Below are 21,783 nucleotides of genomic sequence, written 5' to 3'. Positions count from 1 at the left end.
TTTAGGCGTGCAATTCCTAGAGGCTCGACTCCCGGGATAAAAGATAGTGCGCCAGGGCTTTTTTCTGCACCGCAGTAAAGTTGTAGTTAGGCATTGGTGGTGTTGGGGCATCGAAGTAGTCAGCCAGGGTCTGCGCTGTGTATTTAGCGGACAGGTTGCGCAGGGGAAACTGGGCCTGATGGCAGTGGGCACAATCGTTAGACCGATAGAGCTGCGCGCCCAGTTGCACCACCTCGGCATCTATTGAAAGTGCGTTGGCCGTGGTTGTTTTTTGCAGTTGTGGCTGCTGTGTTGTCAATACAGCTTGGCGAGGGGCCCCTTGGCTCACACGATAAACTGCACCGGCGTAGTCATCGGAAATATAGATGTTGCCCAGTTTATCCTCGGCGATGGCGACAGGGCGGCCGTAAACCGTTTGGCGGTCATTACTGAGAAATCCCCACAGGAAATCCCTCTGTTGAATTTTCCCGTCGTCACTCCAGTGTAGGGAGACAACTTTATAGCCATCTTTCACGCTACGGTTCCACGAGCCGTGCAGGGCGACCAGCGCTGCATGGCGATAATCCTTAGGCTGTTCCACACTGCGCAAAAATTTAATCCCGAGTGGTGCGTTGTGAGCGCGAAATTCGTACACGGGAGGAATTGAGTCAGCAATCTGTTGCTGGATTTCAGGGCTTGCATCCACCCCAAGATCCGGATCGGGAACCCGGTCACCGTAGGCGTAGGGCCATCCGTAGAATTGGTCTTTGCGAATCAGGTTGAGCTCATCTGGCGGTAGGTTGTCGCCGAGCCAATCGCGGCCATTATCTGTTGCGTAAAGTCCGCCATCTTTTGGAGACCAATCGAACCCTACACTATTACGCAGGCCGGTGGCGTATATTTCAAAATTATGTCCATTTGGTTTCATTCTCATGATGGTTGCGCGGCGAGGATCTTTTTCAATACAAACGTTGCAGCTGGAACCACTGCTGAGAAAAAGCCATCCATCGGGATTCATATCAATAGTTTTTGTCCAGTGTCCATTGTCCTCAAGGTTTTCAATAATTCTCTGGTAGCGTCCAGCCAGGCGCCCATCGGAATGATCAAAGGGAACCCGTCCAACTGCGTCACTTTCGGCAATATATAACCAACCGTCGTGTAGCAATAATCCGTGGGGCCGTTGAAGATTATCAATAAGGGTCTTTTGCCCGTCACTGCGGCCGTCGCCGTCTTTATCTTGTAATAAAAGTGAAACTTTGCCATGTTTAGGCTGAGAGACGATGATGTCTCCATTGCGGGTCACTGTGAGCCAGCGTGCGCCGGGAACATCCCCTGCGAATAACTGGACCGAGTATCCATCTGCTGCGGTCAGCCGGCCTGTCACTTCTTTTTCTGTTGTTTTGACACCACCGACCAGCTGGCGCCAAGGCACACTGACGCTGGATTTAAAGGTGGCTAAGGCGGTAGAAAGCACCGCGCCGAGGGCGATAAAAAATATTAGCGTATATTTCAACGTTTTCTTCATGGTATCGATTGAACTTGAAATAAAGATGTTTATAGTTGCCGCGCTTATCTATTTACCCCTATAGTTAGCACGGGATTAATTTCCTGTCTCCCCTCCCTTTTGTAACAGGTAGCTCAGTTTGTGAGATATCTCTTACACAAAATTCAGCAGATTTCCCCTACTTTTTTCTCCCTTGATGTCCATAATTAACTTGCAAGGACGCGAAAGGGACTGCACTACTGCGGCAATGGATAAATGGATTGCGCCGCTCGCCCTAGGGATATGGGCACCATCCTGTGAGACGCACCGCCCGGGCCGGATTGCCTGGGCGGTGTTTTACATTCTGCTTTAACCTGCCTGCAACGCTTTCCACAATTTACACCTTTCTTCTGTAATTTGCTGTTATTCCATCAGCGGCATGTCGATGTCTGGAATTTGTAATAGTTATCCGCTTTAATGTTGATAGGCCGGCCAAATTACCCATGGGCCGGCGGAGGGTGGCGCATTCAGTAATTTACCAGCAGAAGTGCCCGTATTACCCAAGGCAAAACTACGCCTGTGGGCATCTTTATTTTCGTTGGTAAAAAAGCTTTCAGGCTCCTTCATCTTGTCTGGAAGCAAGCTTTTACTTTCGAAAGTGGCAGTTTTTTCTAAAGCTGCGAATTGCGTCAGCCTGTGTCATCGTCATTCAGTCCCTTCGATCTGTCACTCCAAAACTTCTTTTTTCTTCTTTATAAAAACCGTTGTGATTACACGGAAACAGTTCCGGGGCTGCCTTGTTCTATTCGACTTTGGGGAGGCGAGGTTATGCACGCGAGAATATTGCGTTTAAATCTGGCGGGACAACCGCTGGAGTGGCTGAGTTGGCAAGAGGCATCCTGTTTGTACGTGCGGGAGCTGGTTACATGGTCGCTGGGAGGTGTTGTCCAGCGGGTGAGAGGAGGCTTTAATCGCAATGGCGATCGTTCCAGCCTCGATCTGGCCGCTATTATCGCCTGTGGCGGTGCACGTATGGCCCGTCCGCGCCGGCGCCCACCTCTAACAAATCGAGCACTGTTTTTTCGCGATTCCCATACTTGTCTTTATTGCGGTAATTTCTTTAAAAGTGTGGATTTGACACGGGACCATGTTATTCCTGTTTCCAAAGGCGGAGTTGATTCCTGGGAAAATGTGGTCGCGGCCTGCAGGCGCTGTAACCAGCATAAGGGCAATCAATTATTGGAAAATATCGACATGGAGCTGTTGGCCTTGCCCTTCTGCCCCAATGCAGCTGAATACCTTGCCCTGATTAACAGTGAGCGGATTCGCGGCGATCAGATGGAGTTTCTGCGCGGCCAGTTTTCACGGCGACGTCAACAGGGGTGGTTGTTGCACTAGCCCGTCGGATCGAAATGAGCAAAAAAGAAAAGGGGCCAATAAGCCCCTTTTAATTATGTCTTGTCGTTAGGTGAAGATACCGCAGAGCGGATCAGACCGGCCAGGTATTCGGTGAAATTGTGCCCGTGGTTTTCCATCATTTTGGGGAACATGGAGTTTGGGGTCATACCGGGAAAAGTATTGACCTCATTGAGGTAGAGTTCGCCGGTTTCTGTCAGGAAAAAGTCTATGCGGGACAAATCCTTCAGCTTTAGGGCCTTAAAAGTGCGCAGGGATACTTCGGCTATCCATTGAAGCTGTTCTTCGTGAAGATCAGCAGCTTCGATAAAGGTGACCGCGCGGCTGCCCTCGGCATACTTTTCCTTATAAGTGTAAAAAGTATCCGTTGGGGCGCGTACTTCTCCCGGGCGGGTTGCGATCACATCATCGTTGTAGTGGTAAACCGCAACTTCCAGCTCTCTGGCTTTCAATGCTTTTTCTATCAGCACATAAGGGGAGAGTTTAAAGGCATCCTCGATCGCGGCCTCTAACTCCTCTTTGTCACGGACCTTAAAGCAACCTACGGAAGATCCCTGATTGGAGGCTTTTACAAATACCTCGCCCCAGTTCTCCAGGGCATCGTGAGCTTTTTGTAGTTCCTCGACTTCAGTGCTGTGCAAAAACTCGTAAGGTGTGTTTTCAATACCCAGAGCGCTGAGCCACATCTTGGTTTTAATTTTGTTAAAGCAGATTTTGCTGGGCTCAGGTGCAGAGCCGAAATAGGGGATGCCGAACATATCCAGTTGCGACTGCAAATCGCCAGTCTCTCCCGGGTAGCCGTGAATTGCAGGAATTACGTAGTCCACATCCCAGGAGTTACCTTCTTCATCGCGAATTTTGCGATCGTAAAAGATATGGTAAACCCGGCCCTGGCTGTCGGTAAGGCAGCCACTGCTATCCATTTCCACCCGCAATAGGGCGATGTCCTCTGCTGCTGACAACTTGTCCTCGATAAAATCAGCAGTTCTGAGGGATACGTCGTGCTCGCTGCCGCCACCGCCGCAGATAAGCAAGGTGTTAATCATAAAATTATTCCGTCGTAGTGCCTGCCGAAGGTGCGGTTAATACCTGTTCGCACTGTTGGGGCAAGGTCTTTGGTTTCGGCTTTTTCTGTTTCGGCTGGGGTTTAGTGCCATTGAGAATTGCATAGAAGTCATCGCTAAACCACCAATCCAAGTCACTGCCACAGGCTGCAGTGCTCACCGGAGCCTGGGGCTTACAGTTGGTGCTTCCCTCTGGGCACGCCAGGCGTACATGAAAATGGTAATTGTGCCCCCACCAGGGGCGCACTTTGCGCAGCCACTCGTTATCTTCGCCGGATATTTCGCACAGGTGGCGCTTGATGGTCGGGTGTACAAAAATTCGTTCGACCCGCTGGTCCTCTGAGGCCAAGCGCAGGATTTTGGGAACCCGGTCGTCCCAGTTTTCAGGGATTAGGCGGTGTTTGCGCTCATCAGCCAAGGCAACAGCAGAAATATTATCACGCTCCCACGGGGTGAGGGGACGCTCTGCGGCTCGCCGATCCTGGGAATACCAGATGTCTATGTCCAGGCCGGTTTGGTGGCTGTTGTGCCCACCACTGCCGAAAGGGCCCCCTCGAGCCATAGACATGTCACCGATCTGGATTCTGCCCAGATCTTTCTGCGCCACGCTCTGGGAGAACTCCTTCAGGAAGTCAATGGTCTGGGGGTGGGCAAAATGTCGATCGCGGCCAGTCCTCACCAACTGATAGCCCTCTCCCCTCAATGGCAGGGTCTCCCCTCCACTCAGGCAGCCATTGGTGTAGGTGCCAATACTCGATGGTGTCTGTGCACTGGGCCCTTCGACCTTATCCCAGTCGTTGGCACTTGCGGCGCCGCTCGCCAGGGCCGAGGCGAGAATCAGGGTGTGGGTTAGTTGCCGTAAAAATCCCGCTTTAAAGGGGCTAACGGTCTCGGTAGTGGATACTGAATTTTGAGCTTTCGGGTGCATAGGTCCCTGGATACCAATAAGTCACAGTTGTCGGGCCACCTCAAGTGGCGCCCGACGAGTATAGACAGACAGAGTGCTAGCTCTGTGACGCAAGTATCTCTTTGCAGTTCCGTATCAGCTGCTCCATTTCCTCATCGGTGCCAATAGAGATACGCAAGTACTCACTGATCCGGGGCTTGTTGAAGTAACGTACGAGAATATTACGCTCCCGCAGTGCCAGATACAGGGCTTCTGCGCCGGGTTCCGGTGGTTTGGCCAGAAGGAAATTGGCTTGGGAGGGAATCACTTCGAACCCCAGGTCTGTAAGCGCCCGCTCACAGCGCTCGCGGGTGGCGATGACCTTGCCGCAATTGTCGCTGTGCCAGGCGGTATCGCGGATCGCTGCAGTGGCCACACGCTGGGCAATGGCATCAATGGGGTAGGAGTTAAAGGAGTTCTTGGCTCTCAGCAATCCTTCAATCAGGTGTTTCTGCCCCATGGCAAAGCCGAGGCGAAGCCCTGCGAGGGCATAGGACTTTGACAGTGTGTGTATCACCAACAGGTTGGGGTAGCGATCGATGAGTGTTGCTGCACTCTGTCCGCCAAAATCGATATAGGCCTCATCAATAACCACCACTCTCTCAGGCTGTGAGCGCAATAGCTGCTCAATCTGCTCTAGCGGCAGGTACCGTCCCGTGGGTGCATTGGGGTTGGGAATAATTACACCGGCTGCGGGAGCGGCATAGTCCTCAAGCTGGATAGAGAAATCAACGTGCAGGGGAACAGCGCGGCTTTTGATATTGAAGAGCTGGCAATATACCGGGTAAAAACTGTAGGTGATATCCGGAAATAGCAGGGGCTCGCTGCGGCGGAAAAAACTGTAAAAGCTCAGAGCCAGCACTTCATCGGAGCCATTGCCCACAAATATTTGTTCGGCAGAGAGATTGTGCTTATCGGCAATAGCGCGGCGCAATTCACAGGACTCCGGGTCGGGATAGCGGCGCAATGCATCGGCAAAGTCGTGCTGCTCCAGGAGCCTTAAAGCTTCGGGGGAGGCAGGGTAGGGGTTCTCATTGGTATTGAGCTTTATCAGGGTTTCACTCTTGGGCTGCTCCCCGGGTGTATAGGGTTCCAGCTGGTCGAGCCCTGGGCTCCAATAAATCTTGCTCATGATTCCACCTCTGCGGTACTACTTTGATTGTCGCTGGAGGAGCCTTCAGCGCCTTCTTTAGTTTCTTTTTTCTTGATGGGGATATCAAACAGATCGGCCGAATTTCCAATAAATTCCTGCATGGGAACAGGGTTGCGGAATAGCATATTATCGTATTTCAGCTCTGTGGATATCGGCGGAACCTCGCTGAATTCGTCCATGTTGTTAACGCTTTCAGCTAAACCCAGGCCGAGGAATGCCAGTGGCAGTGTCAGTGCCACTGTCCAGCGCCAGCCTCTGGCGAGGTTGGTGGCCAAATAGCAGGCGGACCAGAGCATTGCCGGTAATATGATGGCGAGTACCAGGAAGTCCAGGACCTGAATAGTAGTGCCGATGGCAAAATTGAAATTGATTAGCCCCCTCAGCCATTCCCAAAAAGTGTAAGTAAGTGCACCTATGGCGGCGATGGATAGATGGGTGAAAAAGTGCGTTTCATGCCTGACAACCCTGCCGATAAACGCCCAGACTCCGGCGTAAATCACCATGCCAATTATGGCCGTGGCAAGAATGTTGACGGCAATAGTCCATTGATAGTTTCGGGCGTAACCGAGGTAGCTCATCAGTACGCTGGCAAAACCAAAACACAACAGCAGCAGTATTGCTCCCAGGGGGTGGGACAAGCTGGAAAACAGGTTTTCCAGTGAATGGAGAGGGGTAGCTTCAGGTACCGGGTCATCCGTATGGAAAACCCGGAAGCGTGACTTCCCACACTGCAGCAAGTCACCGGAGGAAATCCTGTGTTGAGCGATGGTATCTGGTTTAACGGACTTATCTTTCAGGTTTCCCAAAAGCTGGCAGCCGTTGGTCGAATTGAGGTCGTGTAAGACGTACTGGCCGTCCTCTCCCCGCTTGATTTCGGCATGGTGGGCATCGGAATGGATGTCCTCCAGAATTGCATCGTTGTCGTAAGCGCGGCCCAGGGTAAATTTATCCCCGTCCATTCGGTAGCGCAGCTGCACCCGGTGGGCGCGATTGAGTTCTTCAATAATCAGGGCCATTGGATCTCGCTCGTAAACTTCTGGGTAAAGGCGTCGGCGGACTCCTGGGTAAAGCCGGACAAGGTAAAGTGGCTGACCAGTGCGCGATTTTTCTGATCCACACTTAGGCTCAGGAAGAAAATATCGTAGAGGTCTGGGAAGTCCTTGTAGCGCCTGACACAATAGCTGGTGCGTGCGATCAGGGGCTCGCGATTGCGATCCGGCTTCGATACCGAGGTTTCATTGCCGCGCTCCTGAGAGGTAAATCCTTGCTGGCAGCGGAAATTGGTTACATCTTCTTCTCCAGCGCTATTGCCTGGGTAAAAGGAGTCCATCTGCCCTTCGTACTTGGCATAAAAGCGCGCGGGCAGAAGATCCTCGGCTTGCAGCCAGAAAAATTCGTACTCTACCCGCCCGGTGTTGAAGTCGTCGGACAGGAAAATAACATCTTGTCCGGTGCAGCCTTTATCAATTCGCTTGATCGGATTGGTTTCGCTCTCTTGGGTGTTTCCCCAGCATTTAATGGCTGGAATTATTTCACCGACAACCTGGGCCTCACCGAGGGCGCGACGCTGCCAGTCGGCCCTAAGTATTGAGTCGATAATTTTTTGCTGGTTATCCAAAAGCTGTTGATAAGTTACTTGCTTCAGGTTGAGAGTGCCGCCTTCAGCGCGGTAGTGTTTTAAAAGTGACGACAGCTTATCCACTGGTACCAGGAAGCTAACCTGGTTGCCCGCAGTCGCCACATTAATGCCCACTACCTGCCCCTGGGTATTGATCGCTGGCCCGCCGCTCATTCCCGGATTAATAGATCCGGCAAAGTGAATACGATCGTAGAAGCTACCGCCGGCAATACCGTTATAGGTCCCGGGAATCAAGGTCATGCCGAGGTCCAATGGGTTACCCAGGGAGACAATGGTTTCCCCTTTTTTGGGGGTGTCTGTCGCCAACTCCAGGTATTCGTCTCCCGGCTTCTCCTGGCGCAGCAGCGCCAGGTCATTGACCACATCAATATCCAGTAGAGTTAATTTTCCCCGGGTGCCATTAACTGCAAGATATTCCAGGGAGTACTCGTCCGGCTCGCTAACCGCTTGAGCCACTACGTGGTAATTGGTGGCGATCAATCCATCGGGGGAGATTTGAAAGCCTGACCCCAGGCCGGCTTTTGAATTGGAGGATTTTTCGATAAGTCGAATTTGATAGAGGCTGCCGCGATAATCACTGTAGAGCTTTTCATAGCCTTGCGCCATTGCAACAGTGGATAAGCAGCACAGAATCCAGGCGAAGAGCCACGTGGAAAGTTTCGGCATTTTGAATTGATTAAATTGTGGACAGGAAGCGTGATACTACGGGATATAGGATAGTGCAACAAGCGCCCATCACCGGCGCTATCTACCAGTGATGGGTTTGTTTTGGATGGTTAGAGATAGTCCACAATTTTTGGCTGTGTCTCTATCACTTTTTGGTGCGACTCGAGATAAAAGCGGCTGAAGAGTTTGTCGGCTTCTTCCGGAGCGATAAAGCCCTCGCTAAAACCAGGGCTAGCTGGATCGAGATGCAGGCGCGCGCAGTTGATCACATGAGCGGCCATCTGCGCCATATTTTCATCCCCAACAGAAATTCGGATGGTGGTTGGGAATATACCCGCCGCTTCCATCGCTTCAGGTGATAGCTCTGAGTGAGATGTCAGGGCAGGGCAGAGCACCATGGTATTTGTCTGGCCCAAGCTCACCATCTGCCCGAAAGCGGGCTCCAGCGCGTCAAAGAAACTTTTAAAGGCTTCGGTGGGAATTTGCGCAGCTTCCATGTCGATGCTGAATAATGGTGTGGGGAACTGGTAGCGCATCAGCGATTCTCGCAGCCCGGAATTGGGGTGGGTTTCCACTGCATGGCTGTTGACACGAATCTTGCTGTGACTGGCGAAAAAATGGCTGAGGCTCAAAGTATTAATACACTTGGTGAGCATACGCATTTCCAGGGTGCGCATACCGCAATGCACTTCCCAGGCCTTGTCTGCATCCAGGAAAGCCCCCTTGATGTAATAAACATCCCAGAACATGCACTGATCCCAATTAAGGCCTTTTGCGCTGTCGCCTTTAGGGATAAACATGCGGTGGTTTTCGCCGATAACCACACCGGCAGTGGCGGCACCGGTGCCACCGATATCCTTGGTGTAGGAGTGAACAACAAAATCCGGTCTCTCTTCCCTATCTTTGCGGCGCAGTGGCTGATATAGGAAAGGGGTTGCCAGGGTGGCATCCAGGCTTACCAGGATATTTTCCCGGTGAGCGGTTTTACAAATAGCCGGTACATCCAGCATGATCCCGTGGGGATTGCATGGAGACTCAATATAGACGTGTATTTTTGCTCCGGCACTGATTTCGTCTGCGTATGCATGCTGGGTATCAGCCAGTAGCTTTTCGAACTCTTCACCGGTAGTGCCATCAAACCAGGCCAGATTGATAGACAGTTTATCTTTGCGGGCGTAGAAATCCTGTAACAGCTGGTGAGTGCCGCCATAGATATTCCTGGAAACAATTAAAATATCCCCGTGGCGCAATTGATTTGACAGGAGTGCATCGATTGCAGCCATACCGGAATTAAAATTCCAGGCCATATACTCACTGGCTTCAGGCCCGCATTCCAAATCCACAATAGCATTGGCCAGGGAAATGGAAGTGGGGTTGAGTAAACGTGAATAAATATCGTGGCTCGGTTCGCGCCCACGGAAAGCATCGTCCACCCACTCGGTGCAGGCATAAATGTAAGTTGCCGTGCGGGCAATTACCGGGGTTGCAGAAAAAATAGCAGGAATATTATCGAACAGGGGGTAACCACCCCGTGTGGTGATATTAAAGTCGTCCCCCTGTAGGCTTTGAAAGCTGGCTCGCAATGGGTTTTGTAAGGTGTCCAATAATTTCGCCAGCTGGAAACTCATAAAGCGTTTGGCATTGAAATAGGCAATCTTGTCAGACTTGTCCAAGCGCTGGAGTGTGTCCGTTACCTGGCTCCACAGCTGGCTCAGATTTCCCTGTGCCTGGTAGAGCAGGGTTGCGGTCTGTTCTAACAGTTTTCCATGTTCTGATTCACTATCAATGCAAAAGTGCTGCAATTGCTCTTTTGCCAGCTCATCAATATTTTTTGCCTCGGTGCTGTTGCGGCGGGGAGAGAGAATTTTTACATCTTCTAGGTTCGCTTCCATTGTGTCCTCACTACGTGATGCTTTTTGTTATATGGCGACTCTAACAGTCCTGTGCGGCGCATAAAACACTTGGCGGGCAATTAGTATGTAATTTGCTGTGTTTTGGCGTGATCGATCTGTAATTTGGAAATCTGTACAGTAGCTTCCAGTTGAGGGGGTAGGTGGCTGTGTTAATGGTTGCCGGCCATGGAAAGGCAGCCCCCACAACATTTAAACAGGATTTAATTTCCTCGTAGCCTTAGGTGGTGCGATGAAATAAAGGGATTCAGCGCAAGCTGAACGGTCAAGCTGGAATCGACAGGTGTAGAGTCTTAGTCGATTCTCTTGGATGAGCTTGTCCGGGCATGGATGCCAAATTTTGCTCTTGATAGTGTTGTTGTAACCGTCGATGGTTGGGACCATCATTTCGGGCCGGCAGTTTTATTACTGCCGGCTTTTTTTAATTTGGACTCCATTTTGAGAGCTATTACCCATACAATATTTTCCAGTCTTCAAGCCTGCCGTGTAGCACCCAATAAAGTTCTGTGACGCAATTCAAATTAGATTAAATTGGCGAATGGGATCATCGATTGATTTCAACAAGTTCCAAGAACAGTTTTATATTTATTTTAAAAAATATGGCCTGATTTTGGTCTCGGTGTCGCAATAGTGGAAAAGGAATAATCCTTGCGTCTCGGTTCTTCTTAAGTTGAGCGCTGATTAAATATTATTTTTGGCGTACGGTGACTCTGTGCGCGCTATGTGCCCCTTTTATATATTTGGTGTGTGATTGTCTGTAATAAGGTGTGATCGACCTGTAGTCCTTAAGTCTGTACATTGAGGTCCAGTTGAGGGAGTACAGGTGATTGTGGGAACAGTTACCTCGCCATGGAAGGGTAGCTCCCACAATAAAATTTCGGATGGATTTAATTCCCTTATCGCCCATTGCGCGTTAGGGAGTGAAGGGATTCAGCGCAAGCTGAGCGGTCAAGCTGGAGTCGGCAGGTGCAGAGTCTTGGTCGATTCAACTGGATATGCTTGCCCGGGCACGGATGCCGAATTTTGCTCTTGATAGTGTTGTTGTAACCGTCGATGGTTGGGACCATCATTTCGGGCCGGCAGTTTTATTACCGCCGGCTTTTTTAGGGGATAAGCCGGTTGTGATGATACAGTCACGGACGTATTTTATATCAATTAAAATGTCCGTTGATGACACCAAATAACAATTTTTTGGAGAGGGATGAATAATGGGCGAGTGTGATAAAAAGCTCCCACTGGACCTTGAGGTGCCTAAAGAGGGGATGACTTTAGATCTGGTTTTGCGGCCCCAGGAGCAGAAAAATAATGAGCCAGTATACTGGCCATTGCATATTGAGGGGACTCCTGGAGAGGAGTTTGGCAATATGCACTTCAAAATTCACCGGAAGGCTGAACTGATCTTACGAGTGAAGCTGGACCTGTCAGATGTGCCAGGACGTGAGCTTGAGTTTGTACGTTACCGCCAGGGCCATAAGCTTGACGGTCTCATTGCATTGACCCCTGATTTTCGTCACCAGTTCCGCGCTCGTGCACGTGAAGTGGATGGGGATTACACCCAGCTGATTATCCGCATTAAGGATAGGGCAGATATTCAGGACCGCTTTAACTTCCTTTGGATGTGTGTTGATCCTGAAACTGGTATGCATTTTGTATCGGGTGATCCTCAGGCGGTTGTTGATCCTTTCCCTGCTAGCGGCGGAGGAAATAGTAATAACGATAATAATACTGGCTCGGACGGTAGTACCTAGTTAGACGGGCATGCTTGATCGAGCACTTTTTGAGATGCCTGGGGTTGAGCGCATAGTTTTTGGAACGGCGGTAGTGCAAACCAATCGGCGCTCATCCCTTGGTTTAGTAGTTGTTCTAAGTAATAGTTAGCTGACTGCCACTCTCCTGCCATGGCATAAATTTGAGTGGCTGAATGCTTGATATATGTATCTTCAGAGGCTTCTTGCAACAGCTCGTTCACTAAGGCAATTGATGCTGCAGTTTTACCAAGGTGGGCAAGTGAGATTGCACGATACTGCTTAGATCTTAAATCAGAGCTATGACCTGTAATTTTAAGTATTTTGCTAAAATATACATTAGCCTCTGATTGCTGCTCTAGCATTAAATATGTCTCAGCTACTTGGTTTAATACTACAAGATTTTCTGGAGATTCTTTCAGTAAGTCGAGATATATCGCCTGAGCATCAGAATATTTCCCTCGCAAAAATAATACTGTTCCTAGATTACTCTTCATACCCCAGGTCCGATTATCCTGAGGGATTGTAATTAGTGTTTGTTCGGCCTCAACAAGGTCCCCTTGCTCAAGCTCTATAGCTGCCAGTACCGAATAGCCAGGCCAATAATTGGGTTGTTCTTTTATTAACTTCTCAAGGTTTTCTCTAGCAGACTTATAATTTGCAACGGCATACTGATTAATTGCTAATAAGTAGCGGTTATTGTTAGAGGGATTGAGGGTAACGGCTTGTAAGGCATAGTTCAGCCCTTGCTCATAGTCACCCTGTGAGTAGTGGAAGCGAGCAAACTGAGCCAATATATGGGCAGAAGGGTAGCCCTTTGGTAGCTTCTTGAGTGTTGCTTCGAAGCTTTCTCGATCGGATCTTAGGGATTTAATTTGAAGCATGGCTTCAAGAAGTGATGTTTTATCTGCACCTGAATCACTTCCATTTATTAAGATGGCAAGAGCGGATGTAAGTACCTTACTATCATTGGTTTGTGTAAACAATCCAGCTGCTGCTTCAGCGTATGTGGTGTAGAGATTTGTATTTTTAGGGTACTTACCTATAAGCCTTTCAAGTACTTCCAATGTACTTGACGTTGGAGTTCTGATGAGCGACATGATATCCAAGTATTGTGCATAATCATCTGGACTCATTCGAATCTCGGTTGTTGACCTCTCTCGATATGCTGGAGGGAATAGTTCCACAGCTGTATTACTAATTGAATATTGAGCTTCCTGCTGTTTTTCACTGAGAAAGACAAAACTTTCTTGCTGTTTTACTTGGTTATCAATCGGGCTAATACGTTGTAGCTCAATGGTGCAGCGGAATTCCATGCACTCCAGGTGTGCAAATAGGGCATCTGTAGCACCTCTATCGCGTAAGATTTCTAATTGGGAGTCAATACTTATCCCTCTAGCAGGGTTGTAACTAACTAGGGCACTTGATTTCAGTTTAGTCGGAGTGCTCATCAAGGCGCGTCGTACCATTGTAGATACCAAGACCTCTGCTTCTTTACCGCCTTTCAAGTTTCCATTAATTTGCACAGGTAAGACAGCAACATATTGTGGAGGCAGCTGCATAAACGCATGCCACACCCAAAAACCTATTCCGCTAATGGCCGCTAACCCCGCTGCGGCCCAGACAATGCGACGGCGTTGCTTCTTGGGCTTAATCAGTAACTGTGTAACCGTTTCCGAATACTGCTGAGTATCCTCGTCAATACCGTGCTTGTGCACCAGCTCTAGGGCCTCAAAAACCTGCTGTGCACTATCGGGGCGCTGGTCTGGCCGTTTCGCCAACAAGTGATCGAGAAGGGCGATTAGAGGTTTGGGGATCTCCGGCCAGGTCTTTTGAGGCGGTATATGGGGTTTTGTGGTAATTTGTTGGGCAAAGGCGAGTGCGCCCATCTCTCCGCGTTCAAAGGGTTTTTCGTTGCAGAGCAGCTCGTAGGCAATACTTCCAAGGCTAAAGAGATCACTGCGAGCGTCCAACTTCGTCCCTTGCAGTTGTTCTGGGGACATAGCCTGAACACTGCCAGCAATATGGTCTTCGCGGGTCAACTGTTGATCACAGTCCAGGGCTTTGGCAATACCAAAGTCGGTAATCTTGGCGATGCCATCAATAGTGACAAGAATGTTCTCTGGTTTTAAGTCGCGATGGATGATTCCCAGGCAGTGGGCCTTCCCTAGGCCCTGGCAAATTTGCATTAGCAGGTCTAACTTTTCCGCCAGGGTCGGGGAGTTCTCTCGCATCCACTCCTTAAGGGTTACCCCCTCAACCAACTCCATTACCAGGGCAATACTGTGCTTTTCTTCAAGGACATCGTACAGACGGACAATGTTGGGGTGATTGAGCCTGGCGAGAAGTTGAGCTTCACTGCGAAAGCGCGCTTCTGCAGAGTTGCCAGTCATATCTGAGCGCAATTGTTTGATAGCTACTTTGCGCCCGAGCTTGATGTCCTCGGCAAGGTAAACAACGCCCATTCCCCCGGCACCGAGGGTACGCTCAACCCTATAACGGCCCTGATATTCCTCAGTTTTCTCTAGCGCAACTACGTCCATTGTAATCTGTTCTTCTCGGATGGATGGGGGATTTTACCTGATAGTACAATTTCGTGAAGGCATCTGTCGCCTCTTAAAGGGAAATGGTTCACGTTATTCCATTCTGTTCGGCTTGCTTATGACTGTTTAGCTGTCAATCCTGTCAGAACATAGTGTTGGATAATTAGTGCGCAAATCTTCAAAATTTGCCAAAGTACAAATAGGTTGAAAGCCAATTGTTGTGAACCACACTGGAGCCATACCTAACTCTAAAGTCTTTCGTATATAGGCTTTGGCGGAAAGCATATCGCCGCTGGCCATATAAACCTGGGCGCGGCTGTAATTGACAAATAGGCCGTCTGGCGCGGTGTTATCCATCTTTAATAGTGTCTCAATGGCTTGCTCACCCTGGCCCAGTTCAGAATAGGCTCTTGCTCGCAGTAACAATCCAAGCCAGTCCTCCTGCTTTTGTGCCAAGGTCAGAGCGCGCTGGGCAAACTCTTGTGATTGCAGCTGCCTATTTTCCAGGCGGGCAATCTCTGCCAGCAGCAGATATACATGGGGATCGTTAGGGGCTCGTTCAGCAACATGGCTCAGGCAGTTTTTCGTATCCTGTAGCTGATGTTCGATGTAATAGGACAAGCAAAGGTTGAAGGTATCCCGATCCCCTAAATGCTTTAAGCCCACCTCACTAAGGAGCCGGATAGACGCTTTGGGGCGGCCGGAATCCAATTCATTGGCTGCAAGCAAGGAGATAGCATCAATATATTGATTGTTGAGACGGATAGCCTGTAAAAGGTAAGGTCTCGCTTTTTCCATTTGTCCCATCAGGGTCAGGGTCAGAGCCTTTTGGCGAAGATAAAGAGGGCTGGTACGAATGTTGAGTGCTTGGTTAATGACTTCCAGCGCACGGTTGTAATTCCCCCCTCGCTGATAGGCTTTCGCGCGCAGGAAGTAGTAGAGAGCCTGATCAGGTAGTTGCAGCTTTAGTTTTGCAAGTAAGGACTCTGTAAGCTCTGTATCTGCCAGGAAGATGGCAATACGCAACTTAGTGATCAACACCGTTGGGTGGTTGGAAATCTTTGTTGGTATGTTGTTGAGAAGCCCTGTGAGTCGGCCGCGTATTTTGGTATCCCGCGAGTGATATAGGTGGGTGGCTAATAGATCCGCTAACAGTTCATAGTAGGAGGGGAAGTAGGGGTTCCTTTTTAGCAGAGCCTCAACTTTGGTAATTGCCTCGGCAACATTAGCTTCATTATTGCGCTGTTCGAATATCTCGAGGTATTGCTGGTAATCTTCAGGGCTAAGGCTGAACTGAACTCTTAGGCTTCCTGTTGGGTAGTTGGGAAGTAGATAGTGCAGTTGCTGCAAAACACGTGCGCGGCTCTCCAGCGGTGCATCCAGGTTCAGCATGGCACTGCGGTTGGCGACTTCAGCAAACCCCTCGGTTTCTATAAGGGCAAATGAAGCTTCACAGGCGGTGGCTTCACAGTTTAGGGCAAACTGGAGCAGCAGCTGTGCGTTGAGCGCTTGCGCCTGCTCCCGCAAAGGCTTGCCTTTTAGTTGCTGGGATTCCGAATAGGGCACAAGTAGTAGCGCTGGTTGATCGGAAAGCCCCTGTTTGATGGAACTGAGAAGGTTATTGGCCAGTAGCTTTTCCTCTCGGCTGCGCAGGTTTGATAAGTCTGGCTCAATAATCGCAATGTACTTTGCCGAGGGTTCTTTCCTTCCCCATAGAGAAAGCTCAGGAAAAACAGCGGCGGTTAAGCCGAGTAACATCGCACCGGATGCCAGGAGTATGCCGGCTAGAAGTTTGTGTCCTTTGTTTGTACGTCGATGTTGTACATGAAAGTCTTCCGTGGTGATCGTGATGTCATGGTCATCGGCGGTTTCATGATCCGATGTTAATTGGCTCAGTATCACATCCAAATCGGTGGCTACAACGGCAGCACTGACGGGGCGTTTGTCCGGGTTTTTGGCCAGCAGCTTATCCAGTAACTTGCAAAGCGCCGTAGGAAGTCCGGGGTTTATGGCCCCTGCTGGTGGGTGCGGGTTGTTGATGATCCGATCGATAATAACGTATGGGCTTCCATGCTTGCCGAAGGGAGGCTGATCACACAGTAGGTGATAGGCGAGCATCCCCAGGGCAAATAAGTCACAGCGGTTATCCAGTTTCTCGCCGAGGGCCTGCTCGGGAGACATTGCGTACCAGCTGCCAGCGATATGCTGCTCGCGGGTAATTTCTTTCGTATCCTGCCAGCTCCGCGCAATTCCAAAATCAGCGATTTTTGCGACGTTATTGCTGTCAATAAGGATGTTGTCAGCTTTCAAGTCGCGGTGAATAATTCCAGCCGCATGGGCACGCGCAAGACCGGTAGTGATTTGCTTGAGTAGCTGGATTTTCTGGCAGAGGCTGGGGTTAAACTCCCGTGCCCAATAGGTGAGTGGGCGGCCATCAACATACTCCATAACTAGGGCTACATCGTTCTGCTCCTCCACAACATCATAAATTTGTACGATATGGTTGTGGTTTAGTTGTGCGAGCAGTAATGCTTCCTGGCGAATTCGCCGTGAGGCAGATTCGTCTTCAGGGTTGTTGAGCAATCGCTTTATAGCGACCTCTCGGTTAAGTCGCTCATCTTTGGCGAGGTACACAACTCCCATTCCCCCGGCTCCAAGCTGCCTGATGATCTTGTACCGACCGATATAAGAGGGTGGTTGCGCTGACATTGTAATTCTTGCCGAGGGATAAGATATTCAGCTCCGCCACCCTGGCAAATAATTACTGAATAGATAATAAGGGGCTTAGCCTTAAGCCCCCTTTCTGGAGGTGAGGCTATACCGTTTCCGGCTCTGTTTTTGCCTCGAGTTGGTTGCCTTTATAAATTTCGAATTGCGGGCAACCAATACGGATTTCCCAGGATCGACGCTCTACTAGGCTCGATGTATCCACTGCATCAGGTAGGGATTCAGAGATTTGTTTGCGGGCGCGGAAGATTTGGGTGTTCAAGTGGTTAACAGTGATACCCAGCTCGTGAGTGGCTACCTGAATAGAAACCCAGCCCTGGGAGTCAGTGTCCATGCCGCTCTGCATATCTTTGTGGCGGGCACGAGCAAGGTACAACAAGAGATAGTTGTGGATTCTTGCTGGTAAGGATTGCTTCATGCCTTCCCGCTGAAGTTGTAACTGCACATGCTCTTCGTGGGAACTCACAGAGAACTTCAGCTCAAAGTCGACAATAGACAGCTGCTGCAGTGACAACTCTTTCGTTGCCCCTTGGTTGTCCGCCAGGAATAGCTGCCAGCTATGCAGGCCGCAATCGATGCGATCGCCATGATTTACCAGGATCTTATCGCCGTCTTCAGCGGATGGGCCTGTGAACTCGTACAACCACTGTCCTGTTAGGGGGCTGTACTGAAGGCTGGCGAGAGGCTCATTTTCGTCGGGCAGCAGGTGGTATTGTTCCAGTGGCTGTGCCTCGCCGGAGTGAATATCGATCAACAAGTTCTCGGGAGCGTCGAGGTTTTCGACGATCCAGGCTGGGTTATTAGCCCGACCAAAAGCGATCTTATCACCGGTTTGGAGTGGGTAGCTCTTAGCTGGTACCAGCTGCTGGCCATTTAGCCAAGTGCCATTGCGACTCAGGTCGCGGATATTCCAATGAGTACCGGTCCACTGCACTGCGGCATGGATGCCCGATATTTCAGCACTTGTGATTCTTGTGTCTACTGCACCCTGCCGGCGCCCAATGGTGTGGTGTGCCATTAAGTAAACTGGTTGTTCCCTATCTGGATGCTGCAAGCAAGCCATATTCCTACCCTTCTGCCGTGGCCAACTCAAGTTGTGGCCTGATTGCGACAAAGTTCATTCATACTGGCGGATGCCCGCTGTGCTTGTCCTGCGAATACCTCAGCAGTACGGAGTCTTGGCTTACCATCTGCGGCGATCATTTCCCTTGAGCTGAGACACTACTTGTTGTGATTGGCGCTGCTCTGCGCCGCTGTCTCACTGATAGTCTCGGAGAGGATTGCCCCAGTTCTGAATGATTTAGTCACTACGATTTTTGGAAATTGTTCTATTTTTGCGCTCCCTTGATAACTGTCTCTAGAGGGAGTGCAATAATTGTCAGTAATTGCTTCCATTTTCGCTGAAAAGTTGTGCCGCCGTCAAAAATCTTAAAGACCTTTTCATACTTTTACTTGTGACTTGGTTAATGTTCTCCAAATACACGGCTGCACACTAGTTTAATGGATACTTGCCTGTATCTTTGTCGACCGGATCTTCTTTAATCGATGGCTACACAATATATTTCACAGTTGTGCGCCAGTGCTAGCGGCATTAATGCTAATTTGGTAAATGGATACCACTTTTGCTGTTATTGAAAATAAGTCTCAATTGTAAAAGAGAATATATATTATTAACTGTTAAATTTGGCACTTTTGACGGCTTGTATGTCATTGTTGAAAAGGCTGATTTGAAGTAGCTGCTTTGGCGCGCTATTTATCAGATGCACTTAGGTGACACTTTGCAGCTAAAGAATGAAAATTTAGCGGTGGTGAAGCCCGAAGCTAAACGCTGGGGCACTCTGACGATATTTAACCTTTGGGCCAACGCTGCACAAAGTCTCGCTGGCTATACCCTGGCGGCAACCCTATTCCTCGGTCCCAATACGAATGCTTGGCTGGTTCTCGCTGGGATCGCTATTGCAGCAATTTTAATTATCATCTTGTTAAATTTAATCGGTGAACCGAGTGTTAAATGCGGTATACCGTTTCCCGTATTGGCCAGGGCGAGTATGGGGATCCGAGGTGCTAACGTCCCTGCGCTGCTTCGGGGGAGCGTGGCAATATTTTGGTACGGTGCGCAGACCTGGTTTGCTGCCCATGCCATGTCTTTATTACTGAGAGAGTGGTGGCCACAAGCTGTCGGAGGGCAGTGGCTGGCAATGGACCGGATCGATTGGGCTTCCCTCGTACTTGTCTCATTATTTCAAGCTCTTCTATTTTTCAAAGGTATCAATACGATCCGTTGGTTTATCAACCTGGCTGCACCCTGTGTCTATGGAGTGATGCTAGCGCTGTTGTGGATGCTAGTGGTTCGCAGTGACGGACAGTTTTCATTTGCTGTTGCTACTTTCTTTGATCGGTCTATAGCATCCTGGGGCGATGGCTTGGTCCAGCTCATCAAAGTCACAGGTACTATGTTGGCTCTCTATGCGCCGATAATCCTAAGTTATGGAGATTTTGCTCGCTTCTGTAAGAACGTGTCTGTTATGCGAAGGGGAAATTGGCTGGGAATCACTATAAATATGACTGGCTTTGCGATAATTGTTCTGTTCACCACTATCGCCGCCCAGTCAGTTTTCCACCAGAACCTGGCAAATCCCACTGATATTGTGCAGAAGCTTGGGAATCTGGAACTGTCATTGATCGCCGCGGTTGTTTTTTTTACAGCAACGGCCGGCATCAATGTGGTGGCGAACTTTGTGGCTCCAGTTAACGATATTTCAAATCTTCTGCCAAAGTACCTGGGGTTTCGCAGGGCGGCATTGATAACGCTGTTTCTGGCCTTTCTGATTAGTACTTTGTGGCCCGCTGTTATCAAACAATTCGGTTTAGTGGCGTTCGTAAACTGGATGGGGGTTTTTCTGGCGCCTGCCTATGGTGTCATATTGTCTCACTACTACTTAGTAGAGAAGCGCCAGATGGATGTAGGGCAGTTGTATTACAGCGAAAGTGATGGGCGTTATTACTATTTCTGTGGCTGGAACCCGCGAGCACTGCTGACTTTATTGGGGACATGTATTGTCATCACAATGCTAGCTTTTTTCTTATCGAGAGGGTTGATGGCAGGCGTCGACTGGCTATTGGCTGCAGCTGCTGCTTGCGTTGTTTATTGGAGTGTTGCGAAGCGCAGTTAGGGGGGAGCCCGGAGGAATTTCCGGGCTCAGGGGGTGTACTTTTTTGTTGTTAGATACGGATACCTTCGATATCCAGGATCATCTCAACTTTCTGCGAGGCTGGGCCTAGGGATTTGATACCGAATTCTTTCAGCTCGAACTCAGTGGTTCCACTGAAGCCCTGGCGGTAGCCGCCCCAAGGGTCTTTACCGCCACCGATATTGGTAACGTCAATTGTGATTGGTTTAGTGATACCGCGCAGGGTCAGTTCGCCATTTAGACGGGCTTTGCCGTCTTCCAAAGGTTCAAAGCTAGTGCTCTTGAAAGTAGCAGTGGGGAATTTTGCGGTATCAAGGAAGTCATCACTGCGCAGGTGCTTGTCTCGCTCAGCGTGATTGCTGTTGAGGCTGGTTACATCGATGTCGACATTGATAGAAGATTTTTCTGGCTGCTCTTCATCGTAAAAGAAGGAGCCGTTGAAGTCATCGAAACGGCCGTACAGCCAGCTGTATCCAAGGTGCTTGATACGAAACTGCACAAAAGCGTGAGCTCCTTTGGTGTCGATTTTGTATTCCGCTGCTTGAGCTACAGTCCCCATCAGAGCTGCAATAAGAAATACAGAGAGCTTCTTCATGTCATTTTTTCCTTATTTGGTGGTTGAGAGTGTTGTTTGTACGTGTGAGTGATCGTCTGTAGAGCCCTTTGCACGGATGCCGATGATTCTGCGCAGTGTGCCGTCACGGTCAATAAAGTGATGCTTGAGGGCTGCCAAGACATGTGCTGCTACGAGTCCAATTAGGCCCCAGGCAAGGATTTCGTGGATAGATCCCGCAATGTCTTCCTGATTGGGAATCCCTTGTAAGGTTGCAGGGATACTCACTATGCCGAAGACATCGATAGGACGGCCATCGGCAGTAGAAATTAGATAGCCGGAAACCATGATTGCCAGTAGTAACAGGTAAATCAGCCCATGTGTGGCGGTGGCGGCAAATTTCTGCCAGTTGGGTGTTTGGGGGTTGCTCGCCGGAGATGGGTTGGCAAAGCGCCAAGCCAGCCTGAAGAGTAGAAACACAAGCAGGATGATGCCGACCCCTTTGTGAATTTCAGGGGCTCGCTGATACCAGGGGTCGTAGTAGGATAGCTGGCGCATCCACCAACCGAGAATAAAAGTCCCTATGATCGCAGGGGCCATTATCCAATGGAGGGCGATGGCTACCCAGCCGTAGCTGGAGGAGCTGTTTTTGGCCTGCACTTCTCTCTCCTATTGGTAGTACGTCACACTTAGATTTGCTAAGTGCCACTAGGGTACAGCCTTTGGGCTCTACCACCAATGGGGAGTTCCTGAGTATGGGGAAGGAGT

Annotated in this window: 15 protein-coding genes; 3 read left to right on the top strand and 12 right to left on the bottom strand. The window is 49.7% G+C overall.

The features are described from left to right. Nucleotides 1–16 precede the first annotated feature (16 nt). Nucleotides 17–1,504, bottom strand: coding sequence for a PQQ-dependent sugar dehydrogenase (locus tag ACJJI8_RS02845; protein WP_444934204.1), 1,488 nt, complete (start codon nt 1,502–1,504; stop codon nt 17–19). Between the two features lie 786 nt (nt 1,505–2,290). Between ACJJI8_RS02845 and ACJJI8_RS02840 the strand changes: the two genes are divergently transcribed. Continuing rightward, nucleotides 2,291–2,860, top strand: coding sequence for an HNH endonuclease (locus ACJJI8_RS02840; protein WP_282931208.1), 570 nt, complete (start codon nt 2,291–2,293; stop codon nt 2,858–2,860). A 53-nt stretch (nt 2,861–2,913) separates the two neighbouring features. Here the strand turns inward: ACJJI8_RS02840 and ACJJI8_RS02835 are convergent, their stop codons facing one another. The 6 genes from ACJJI8_RS02835 to ACJJI8_RS02810 form a co-directional block, all read right to left on the bottom strand. After that, nucleotides 2,914–3,924: a D-alanine--D-alanine ligase gene (locus tag ACJJI8_RS02835; RefSeq protein ID WP_413663360.1), complete on the bottom strand. Its 1,011-nt coding sequence runs from the start codon at nt 3,922–3,924 to the stop codon at nt 2,914–2,916. A gap of 4 nt (nt 3,925–3,928) precedes the next feature. Then, nucleotides 3,929–4,870 carry a penicillin-insensitive murein endopeptidase gene (mepA, locus tag ACJJI8_RS02830; protein ID WP_444934203.1) on the bottom strand — a complete coding sequence of 314 codons (942 nt, stop codon included), beginning with the start codon at nt 4,868–4,870 and terminating at the stop codon, nt 3,929–3,931. Nucleotides 4,871–4,946: 76 nt separating this feature from the next. Beyond that, nucleotides 4,947–6,020, bottom strand: a complete 1,074-nt coding sequence (hisC, locus tag ACJJI8_RS02825) for a histidinol-phosphate transaminase (protein WP_444934202.1) — start codon at nt 6,018–6,020, stop codon at nt 4,947–4,949. Further along, complete coding sequence (locus ACJJI8_RS02820) at nt 6,017–7,057, bottom strand: FHA domain-containing protein (protein ID WP_282931212.1); 1,041 nt, start codon at nt 7,055–7,057, stop codon at nt 6,017–6,019. Before ACJJI8_RS02820 ends, hisC begins: the two co-directional genes overlap by 4 nt. Further along, nucleotides 7,048–8,346 carry a S1C family serine protease gene (locus ACJJI8_RS02815; RefSeq protein WP_444934201.1) on the bottom strand — a complete coding sequence of 433 codons (1,299 nt, stop codon included), beginning with the start codon at nt 8,344–8,346 and terminating at the stop codon, nt 7,048–7,050. The genes ACJJI8_RS02820 and ACJJI8_RS02815 overlap by 10 nt, the downstream gene beginning before the upstream one ends. A 110-nt stretch (nt 8,347–8,456) precedes the next feature. Continuing rightward, nucleotides 8,457–10,238 carry a trans-sulfuration enzyme family protein gene (locus ACJJI8_RS02810; protein ID WP_444934200.1) on the bottom strand — a complete coding sequence of 594 codons (1,782 nt, stop codon included), beginning with the start codon at nt 10,236–10,238 and terminating at the stop codon, nt 8,457–8,459. 1,226 nt (nt 10,239–11,464) lie between these two features. Here ACJJI8_RS02810 and ACJJI8_RS02805 point away from each other — a divergent pair. Next, nucleotides 11,465–12,004 carry a hypothetical protein gene (locus ACJJI8_RS02805; RefSeq protein ID WP_444934199.1) on the top strand — a complete coding sequence of 180 codons (540 nt, stop codon included), beginning with the start codon at nt 11,465–11,467 and terminating at the stop codon, nt 12,002–12,004. Here ACJJI8_RS02805 and ACJJI8_RS02800 read toward each other — a convergent pair. From ACJJI8_RS02800 to ACJJI8_RS02790, 3 genes are all read right to left on the bottom strand, one after another. Continuing rightward, nucleotides 12,001–14,544: a protein kinase domain-containing protein gene (locus tag ACJJI8_RS02800; RefSeq protein ID WP_444934198.1), complete on the bottom strand. Its 2,544-nt coding sequence runs from the start codon at nt 14,542–14,544 to the stop codon at nt 12,001–12,003. The genes ACJJI8_RS02805 and ACJJI8_RS02800 overlap by 4 nt on opposite strands. 126 nt (nt 14,545–14,670) lie before the next feature. After that, on the bottom strand, nt 14,671–17,253 hold the full coding sequence (locus ACJJI8_RS02795) for a protein kinase domain-containing protein (RefSeq protein WP_444934197.1): 2,583 nt from the start codon (nt 17,251–17,253) through the stop codon (nt 14,671–14,673). Between the two features lie 106 nt (nt 17,254–17,359). Continuing rightward, nucleotides 17,360–18,334, bottom strand: coding sequence for an FHA domain-containing protein (locus ACJJI8_RS02790; RefSeq protein ID WP_444934196.1), 975 nt, complete (start codon nt 18,332–18,334; stop codon nt 17,360–17,362). 715 nt (nt 18,335–19,049) lie between these two features. Between ACJJI8_RS02790 and ACJJI8_RS02785 the strand changes: the two genes are divergently transcribed. Continuing rightward, complete coding sequence (locus tag ACJJI8_RS02785) at nt 19,050–20,444, top strand: cytosine permease (protein WP_444934195.1); 1,395 nt, start codon at nt 19,050–19,052, stop codon at nt 20,442–20,444. Nucleotides 20,445–20,493: 49 nt separating this feature from the next. On the opposite strand, the gene ACJJI8_RS02780 is transcribed toward ACJJI8_RS02785, so the two are convergent. Beyond that, the gene (locus tag ACJJI8_RS02780; RefSeq protein WP_444934194.1) at nt 20,494–21,057 is read right to left on the bottom strand and encodes a YceI family protein; all 564 of its coding nucleotides are present in this window, start codon (nt 21,055–21,057) and stop codon (nt 20,494–20,496) included. 12 nt (nt 21,058–21,069) lie between these two features. Then, nucleotides 21,070–21,675 (bottom strand): cytochrome b, encoded by a 606-nt coding sequence (locus ACJJI8_RS02775; RefSeq protein WP_444934193.1) that lies wholly within the window; start codon nt 21,673–21,675, stop codon nt 21,070–21,072. Nucleotides 21,676–21,783: the final 108 nt, after the last annotated feature.

It is taken from the genome of Microbulbifer maximicatervae (SeqCode), from assembly GCF_052467695.1.
The sequence above is the reverse complement of the archived record's forward strand: the minus strand, read 5'-3'. Positions and strand labels throughout refer to the sequence as shown.

Coding starts and splice junctions, on each gene's coding strand:
- ACJJI8_RS02800 (WP_444934198.1), bottom strand. CDS start 14,544: ATGGACGTAGTTGCGCTAGAGAAAACTGAGGAATATCAGGGCCGTTAT.
- ACJJI8_RS02820 (WP_282931212.1), bottom strand. CDS start 7,057: ATGGCCCTGATTATTGAAGAACTCAATCGCGCCCACCGGGTGCAGCTG.
- ACJJI8_RS02840 (WP_282931208.1), top strand. CDS start 2,291: ATGCACGCGAGAATATTGCGTTTAAATCTGGCGGGACAACCGCTGGAG.
- ACJJI8_RS02810 (WP_444934200.1), bottom strand. CDS start 10,238: ATGGAAGCGAACCTAGAAGATGTAAAAATTCTCTCTCCCCGCCGCAAC.
- ACJJI8_RS02845 (WP_444934204.1), bottom strand. CDS start 1,504: ATGAAGAAAACGTTGAAATATACGCTAATATTTTTTATCGCCCTCGGC.
- hisC (WP_444934202.1), bottom strand. CDS start 6,020: ATGAGCAAGATTTATTGGAGCCCAGGGCTCGACCAGCTGGAACCCTAT.
- ACJJI8_RS02835 (WP_413663360.1), bottom strand. CDS start 3,924: ATGATTAACACCTTGCTTATCTGCGGCGGTGGCGGCAGCGAGCACGAC.
- ACJJI8_RS02780 (WP_444934194.1), bottom strand. CDS start 21,057: ATGAAGAAGCTCTCTGTATTTCTTATTGCAGCTCTGATGGGGACTGTA.
- ACJJI8_RS02805 (WP_444934199.1), top strand. CDS start 11,465: ATGGGCGAGTGTGATAAAAAGCTCCCACTGGACCTTGAGGTGCCTAAA.
- ACJJI8_RS02795 (WP_444934197.1), bottom strand. CDS start 17,253: ATGTCAGCGCAACCACCCTCTTATATCGGTCGGTACAAGATCATCAGG.
- ACJJI8_RS02815 (WP_444934201.1), bottom strand. CDS start 8,346: ATGCCGAAACTTTCCACGTGGCTCTTCGCCTGGATTCTGTGCTGCTTA.
- mepA (WP_444934203.1), bottom strand. CDS start 4,870: ATGCACCCGAAAGCTCAAAATTCAGTATCCACTACCGAGACCGTTAGC.
- ACJJI8_RS02790 (WP_444934196.1), bottom strand. CDS start 18,334: ATGGCTTGCTTGCAGCATCCAGATAGGGAACAACCAGTTTACTTAATG.